Annotated in this window: 1 protein-coding gene; it reads left to right on the forward strand. The window is 44.5% G+C overall.

Annotated features, from left to right (window positions below):
* Window positions 1–229 (forward strand): autotransporter-associated beta strand repeat-containing protein (locus ICN29_RS10660; protein ID WP_216133011.1); only part of this gene is annotated, 229 nt, incomplete at both ends.

Genomic DNA, 229 nt, shown 5'->3' on the forward strand with positions numbered 1-229 from the left:
TTACTGCCAACCTCTCTGCAGGCAATGCTACGGATACCATCTTTACTGGTGTGATTAGTGGTCCAGGATCATTTACTAAAGTTGGCACAGGTAGCTTAACTCTTACCAACACCAATACCTACACTGGTACTACCACCATTAACGGTGGCACCTTAGCCTTAACTGGCACTGGCTCAATCGCCACCTCATCTAGCATTATTAATAATGCGATATTTGATATTAGCGGTGC

Origin of the sequence: Polynucleobacter nymphae (assembly GCF_018882155.1) — a bacterium.
Taxonomy (GTDB): Bacteria; Pseudomonadota; Gammaproteobacteria; order Burkholderiales; family Burkholderiaceae; genus Polynucleobacter; species Polynucleobacter nymphae.